The sequence below is a fragment of the Algibacter sp. TI.3.09 genome (assembly GCF_038154905.1).
Lineage (GTDB): Bacteria > Bacteroidota > Bacteroidia > Flavobacteriales > Flavobacteriaceae > Algibacter.
Map to the genome: position 1 here is coordinate 1 of NZ_JBAKAN010000014.1, position 6,930 is coordinate 6,930.

The 6,930-nt window shown below is 29.9% G+C and carries 7 protein-coding genes; all 7 read left to right on the forward strand.

Features of this window, described 5'->3' with window-relative positions; all coding sequences use genetic code 11:
• Window positions 1-241 precede the first annotated feature (241 nt).
• The 7 genes from V6246_RS18060 (at window position 242) to V6246_RS18090 (ending at window position 6,794) form a co-directional block, all read left to right on the forward strand.
• Window positions 242-880 (forward strand): hypothetical protein, encoded by a 639-nt coding sequence (locus V6246_RS18060; protein ID WP_341561841.1) that lies wholly within the window; start codon window positions 242-244, stop codon window positions 878-880.
• 145 nt (window positions 881-1,025) lie between these two features.
• Complete coding sequence (locus V6246_RS18065) at window positions 1,026-1,745, forward strand: hypothetical protein (RefSeq protein ID WP_341561842.1); 720 nt, start codon at window positions 1,026-1,028, stop codon at window positions 1,743-1,745.
• A 164-nt stretch (window positions 1,746-1,909) separates the two neighbouring features.
• Window positions 1,910-2,137: a hypothetical protein gene (locus tag V6246_RS18070; protein ID WP_341561843.1), complete on the forward strand. Its 228-nt coding sequence runs from the start codon at window positions 1,910-1,912 to the stop codon at window positions 2,135-2,137.
• Between the two features lie 7 nt (window positions 2,138-2,144).
• The gene (locus V6246_RS18075; protein WP_341561844.1) at window positions 2,145-2,372 is read left to right on the forward strand and encodes a hypothetical protein; all 228 of its coding nucleotides are present in this window, start codon (window positions 2,145-2,147) and stop codon (window positions 2,370-2,372) included.
• Between the two features lie 159 nt (window positions 2,373-2,531).
• Window positions 2,532-4,064, forward strand: coding sequence for a TlpA family protein disulfide reductase (locus V6246_RS18080; protein WP_341561845.1), 1,533 nt, complete (start codon window positions 2,532-2,534; stop codon window positions 4,062-4,064).
• A gap of 1,285 nt (window positions 4,065-5,349) precedes the next feature.
• The gene (locus V6246_RS18085) at window positions 5,350-5,895 is read left to right on the forward strand and encodes a hypothetical protein (RefSeq protein WP_341561846.1); all 546 of its coding nucleotides are present in this window, start codon (window positions 5,350-5,352) and stop codon (window positions 5,893-5,895) included.
• Between the two features lie 170 nt (window positions 5,896-6,065).
• Complete coding sequence (locus tag V6246_RS18090; protein ID WP_341561847.1) at window positions 6,066-6,794, forward strand: DKNYY domain-containing protein; 729 nt, start codon at window positions 6,066-6,068, stop codon at window positions 6,792-6,794.
• Window positions 6,795-6,930: the final 136 nt, after the last annotated feature.

Consider the following 6,930-nt stretch of genomic DNA (forward strand, 5'->3'; position numbering starts at 1 on the left):
CAATGTTGACGAGATCTGAAGTCTCTCCGTATAAATTAACCTTATTCCTCTCTTTTGTGCTTTCTATTTTATATGTTTAAATTAGTCTTTTTTATTTAAATGCTAACTTAAGCCGTATAAAAATAATGCTTAATTTAGTGCTTAATCAAGAGTTCGTACACTTTTGTTACGTCTGATTTTCCTGCGGAAAATCCTCACACACAAAACCGCACTATTCTTATACATAAACGTTACCACACATTTGAAGAAAGGCCACAACATATTAATTATCTTTTTTACTATTTTAAGTATTCCTATACTTTTTATTGTCATTACGAATAATGAATTGAAAGGAACTTGGATTGGAGAATATTCTATTCATCCTGAACCGGAATTGTTTCTTCCAAACGAAAGAATATTAAATTTTAAAAATGTTTCATACTCAGAGAAAGCACCCAAACACGAACTTTCAATAGTTAGAGAAGGGTATTTTTCAAACTATTTTAATTGGATAAAGTCCAAATATAATACGTTTGAAATTATGAAGATTGAAAAAGATTCGCTTGTAATTATAAATTTAAATGACAAATCAAATTTTAGAACTTTTCGTAAACTACCAGATTCACTCAAAAATGAACAGAAAATAAAGTTAGTTGGAAAAAAATTCTTGCTCGAAAATGAAAAAGGCTTAGATACTATTCAATTCAAAACCGATACAAATTTTTATAGTTCGTCAATTAAGTCTAATTTTAATTGGCAACAGGTTAATCATAGCGGATTTCAAATCCTTTTTATGGAAGTGTATTTACCATTTATAATTGTTAGTCAAAACGAGAATAGTATAAAATTGAAAAGATTGGAAAAACCAAATGATAATTATATATTGACTGAATTAAAATAAAAAACGTGTGGTAACACCGTATAAAAATAATTGCGGTTTAGTGCTTGATCAAAGGTCGTTGCGTGTTTGTAACGTCTGATTTTCCTTCGGAAAATCCTCGCATACAAACCCGCAACTATTCTTATACATAAACGTTACCCAACATTTGAAAGAACATTACGAAATACATAATAAACTTCTGAAAAGATTGGTATTTGACAACTTAAAAGTTATTGGCTTTATAGTTATTCTTTTACCTTTTTATTACAAATGGCGGAATGGAACTGAATTTGTATATGATGAAATTTGGATTTGGTTGCTTGCCGGCTTTATTTTTTTGACAAATATTCCTGCATTAATTATTTATCTTAACTATTATTTTGAGAATAAAAACACAGAATTTACTCTAGATTATAAAGAGGAAAAAATAATTATAATTCAAAACGGAATTAAAAAAGAGTACTTAAAAAAAGAAATTAAAAAATCTACTTATCATTTAGGAATTTATTATAAAAATGCGATTGATAGAGGGAGCAGAATACCAATGTTAATATCTGATTTCGGATATTGGGATTTGGAATTTGAAAATGGTGACAGATATTATTTGACAAATATTCTTCACGATTTCATTCACGATACGCCAAAAGCACCTAAAACTAAATATAGATTTCGATTTTATCCTTATATAAACAGAAATGACAGTCGACAAGCTATAAACTTGAATGAAAAAAGAAAAAAAGAAAAAACTCTGACCGAGACTTTTTTAGAAAAATATAAAACCAAAAATGAAAAACAATTATTGGAAATTTTAAATAATAGAAAAAGTTATCAGAAAGAAGCTGTGAAAGCAGCAGAAATATTAATGAAAAATAAAAACGTTGGGTAACACCGCATAAAAATAATTGCGGTTTAGTGCTTAATCAAAGATAATTGCGTGTTTGCCTGCATCTGATTTTCCTTCGGAAAATCCTCGCATACAAACCCGCAACTATTCTTATACATAAACGTTGGCGTGCATTTAAGAAAACTCGATAGAAATATTTGATTCAGATGAAAATTGGAGATATTGTTGAATATGATAATGAATTTGGAATAGTAATTGAAATTCCAAAAATAGACGACAGCGGAAAATATTTATCTGGAGACTTACTCGTGAAATGGGATACCGAAAAAGAAAACGATATTGAGAATTGTCTTGGAAATTTAGAAGGGTTTCTAAAAATTGTAGATAAGTACGAATTCAAGTTTATAAAACAAAATGAGCATTTAAAAAAGTAAAAATATTATGAGTCGCTCAAAAAAGAAAACAAAAATACACGGAATTACAACAGCGAAATCTGAAAAGGAAAATAAGCAGGACGCTAACCGAAAATTACGCAGGATTGTAAAACAAAAAGTTCACTCTGGAAAAACTGAATTACCAGAATTGCGTGAAGTTTCGAATGTTTGGAGTTTTGACAAAGATGGAAAAAGATATAATCCTGAAATGACTGAAAAAGAATTACGAAAATAAAAAACGACACGCCAACACGGTGTATAATTAATTGCTAGGTCACTGTCGACTTACGAACATTCCTGCGGAATATTCTATCTGTGATTTATTTGCTAAATTAGTTGCTTAACCACGCAACTAACCATACACAATCACGTTAGGCACCATTAAAAACAGACTATGAGAAAACTATTTTACTTTTTACTTACATTAACATTTCTGATTTCATGCAATGAAAAAAAATCAACTGATAATACAAAAAGCGTAAAATCTGAACAAATTACTTCTAGTCCAACAAAGATTATTCTAAATATAAAAGGTTATAATCCAAGCGAACATAAAAAATATATTGATATACTAATTGTTACTGCTTTAGAACCGATAAAGGAACAGTTAAAAATTTCTGATGATGGAAATGTAAATTATGTGTTTTTAACACAAAGCAAAAAAGAAATAATTTTTGATTACGACAGTAGAACATTTTCATTAATAGTCAGTCCAAATGAAGAAATATTTGTGGACTTAAATATTACGGAATTATTGAACTGGTCAAAATTCAAAAGTTTTAAAGTAAGCGGAACAAATAAAATTACTAATAATTTAATTTTAGCGAATGCAAATTTTATTGACAGCTTAACTAAACAATCCACAAATGCTTATGTTAAAGATATTACATTGAACAATATTCTCTACAAAAACAAACGAATATTAGAAATGGAAAATCAGTTACAGGTTTTTAAGACATATGTGTCCGATAAAAAAATTAGAGACAAAATTTTCATTGATTGGGGAAAATCACAAATTAAATATAAGGCAGGTTATGACTTAAGCCTATATCCTTTTATGGGTAAAAGCAACCGAGATTTAGATGATGGAAATAAATATTTCGACTTTGTAAACGAAGTGAGAATTAATTCTAGCAATAAAATAACTTTCAAAGTATATTTAGATTATTTAGAATCTCTAACTGGATGTTATAATATAATGGGGAATGTTTGTAATAAGTACAAGCTAAAAAGTAAAGATTTAGAAAAGCTTTGGCCTACAACCTATTTTTTAAAGTTTGATTTACTCAAAAAACTTCTTGAAGGAAAGGACAGGGAAATAATGATGGCATATTTATTTAAAAACGAAATTAGGCTATCACAATACACAGGAAAAGAAATACCTAAAATTTATCTTGATTCTTTAAATCTTTATACTAAATCTGAATATATCTCTCAACTTTTAAAAAAGCAAGAAACAGAAAACAAACCAATTGAGGCTTTAATAAAAGAGTATGACTTAGACGAAAAAGAGAAAAAAGAACTGCTAGATTTATATAAAGACACTAAAGGCAAAGTGGTTTATCACGATTTCTGGGCTACTTGGTGTGCTCCTTGTATGAACGAATTACCAAACTACAATGACTTAATTGCAACAACCAAAGGAAAAAATGTTGAATTCATTTTTTATGGTGTACATATGAAATCAGATGAATGGGAAAAGACAATTAATAATTTAGGTCTTAAAGGAAAGCACTATCTACTAACCAAAAATCAATTAGCCTTTTTTGAAAAATATTTTACAGTGAGTAGTTTTCCACATCATCAAATAATAAAATCAGACGGAACAATAGGCGACAAAGTACATTTTCGAACTTATCCGAATAATTTTGACGTAATAAATAAGCTGATTGAAAAACATAAAATTGACAAAAATAACGGTGCCTAACACCGTGTATAATTAATTGCTGGTTTTAGCCAATTTACGAAAGTCCTCACAGACTTTCTATCTGTGATTTATTTACTAACTTTAGTGCTTAAAACACGCAACTAATCATACACAACAACGTTGGCATTCATAGCTCACTCTGCTCTAAAAAAGAATTAAACCGATCTTAAAAGTGTTTTAAAAAGATTGTGCAACTGACTTTTAACAAATCAAAACGCAAAGTTTACGTACGACTGACATCACTCTTGCGTAAAATATTCGGACTTTTTACAAACATAACGCAACTGTTACGAATGACTGACTTAAAACGTACTCAACTTTGTGGTTTAAAACTAAAAACTTTACCTACAAAAAAACTACGCATGCCAACATTGTATAAAAATAATGCTTAGTTTAGTGCTTAACAAAGAGTAAATGCTCGTTTGCTTGCTTATGATTTTCCTTCGGAAAATCCACGCACACAAACAACGCACTATTCTTATACGTAACCGTTGCCATTCATGGCTCACTCAGCTCTAAAAAATATATAAACGAGACTCAAAGTGGTTTAAAAACATATTCCTAAAAACCTTACTCAACCGACTTCTGACAATTCAAAACGCAACTGTTGCGTGCGACTGACTTTACTCATGCGCAAAACATCTGATTTTTGACAAAGAAAACGCAAACTTTACGCGTGACTGACTTTACTCGTGCTCGAAAAACTCTCAGTTTTCTAAATTTAATCGCATATTTTTCGTAAAATAAGTACAATAAAAACAATCACGCATGGCAACATTGTATAAAAATAATGCTTAGTTTAGTACCTAATCAAGAGTAAATGCGCGTTTGCTTGCTTATGATTTTCCTTCGGAAAATCCACGCACACAAACATCGCACTATTCTTATACGTAACCGTTGCCATTCATGGCTCACTCAGCTCTAAAAAATATATTCCTAAAAACCTTACTCAACCGACTTCTGACAATTCAAAGCGCAACTGTTGCGTGCGACTGACTTTACTCATGCGTAAAACATCTGACTTTTGACAAAGAAAACGCAAAGTTTACGCGAGACTGACTTTACTCGTGCTCGAAAAACTCTCAGTTTTCAATATTTAATCGCGTATTTTCCGTAAAATAAGTCCGACAAAAAATACCACGCATGGCAACATTGTATAAAAATAATGCTTAGTTTAGTACCTAATCAAGAGTAAATGCGCGTTTGCTTGCTTATGATTTTCCTTCGGAAAATCCACGCACACAAACATCGCACTATTCTTATACGTAACCGTTGTACAACATTTATGAAAAGCATTTTAACCGTCATAATATTAACTCTAATAAGTTATTCTTCCAATGCTCAACATACGGATAGGTTTTTAAATTTAGTAAAAGATTTAGAACAAGTTAGCTGTAAAAAGGACACGATATTTTACAAAAATGGAAACGTAAGATGGACTATGTGTTCGACAAATTTTAAGCATAATTCTGAAAAATTTTGGGCCAAAACTGGAGAAATGGTACAGTATTATAAAAACGGACAAATTGCCCATGAGTATTTTTTGGATAATTATGGAAACATGAAGAGAATGAAAATCTTTGACCGTAAAGGAAATAGGGTTGAAGAATATATCACAACAGAAATAGATTCTAATGCAAAATCACTAAATGAGTTTTTTGAATCTAAAGACCATATCAGTTATAAAACCTTTAGTCAATTTTATAAATGTTCAAAGAAGGATGGAATTTACTTTCTATTCAAAGAAGGTCTGAGAATAAATGGAAATAAAAATGGTATTTGGACAACATATTCTGAAAACGGAGAAGTAAAAAAGGAAAAAGAATATTAAAAACGTTGTACAACATTGTATATAAAAAAATGCTATTTTGTGCTTAACCAATGTGAGTTGCTTTGTTTGCTTGCATCTGATTTTCCTTCGGAAAATCCTCGCACACAAACACGCAACATTTCATATACGTAACCGTTGTAAACAATGTACAAAAACTACCGATACAAACTATGAGTTGGAAGAAATTAAGTGAATCCCCGAATAATCAAGTTGTTAAAAAGTCATATGATTCAACAATTACTTTTTGGAAATTTGAAAATGGAAAAGTCTGGCATCAATGGAAAAAATTAATGAGTGCTGATTTTAAAAGTTTTGAAATTTATGAGAATAATGATTTTATTGCTAGGGATAAAAATAATGTTTATCACGCTTGGACAAAATTAAATAAAGTTGACAGAGACACATTTCAAGAAGTTGGAAACTCATATTGGAAAGATAAAAATTTAGCTTTTATAGAAAATGAAACATCTATCACACCACTCAAAGGGCTTGATTCAAAAAGTTTTAACTATATAGGTAATGGATTTGCATTCGATAAAGACTTTGCTTATTGGTGTGGAAGAGTTATTAGAAGCTGTACTTCACCACAAACACTAAAAATAGTTGATGGAAGTGATAGTTTAGCAGTGGACTCTGAAAATGTTTATTATGAAAGTGGAATATTAAAAGGTGCTGACGTGAAAAGTTGGCAATTTCTTCAAGGTGGGTTTTCTCGAGATGAAAAGCGTATTTTTTTTGGTTCTAAAAAACTACCTAAAGTAGATATTGAAACTTGGGAACATATTCATAGAGCATATTCAAAAGATAAAAATAATGTTTATTCTATGAGTTTTATTGAAAAGGATAAAGCACCAAAAGATTGGAATTTAGAAAAGGTAATTAAACATTATGAGAAATAAACACTGTTTACAACAAAGTACTGTGCTAAAAAACAAGTAAAATCTTATTAATTTTTCACTAGCGTACTTTTATATTCCTTGTCAAATATTAAACCCGATTTTGCAATAGCAAAAGCTTGTTTTAGTAGCTTATTAC

What these genes read in the sequence shown, in the direction of transcription:
- V6246_RS18070 (WP_341561843.1), top strand. Translation starts at nt 1,910, where the DNA reads ATGAAAATTGGAGATATTGTTGAATATGATAATGAATTTGGAATAGTA.
- V6246_RS18075 (WP_341561844.1), top strand. Translation starts at nt 2,145, where the DNA reads ATGAGTCGCTCAAAAAAGAAAACAAAAATACACGGAATTACAACAGCG.
- V6246_RS18080 (WP_341561845.1), top strand. Translation starts at nt 2,532, where the DNA reads ATGAGAAAACTATTTTACTTTTTACTTACATTAACATTTCTGATTTCA.
- V6246_RS18085 (WP_341561846.1), top strand. Translation starts at nt 5,350, where the DNA reads ATGAAAAGCATTTTAACCGTCATAATATTAACTCTAATAAGTTATTCT.
- V6246_RS18090 (WP_341561847.1), top strand. Translation starts at nt 6,066, where the DNA reads ATGAGTTGGAAGAAATTAAGTGAATCCCCGAATAATCAAGTTGTTAAA.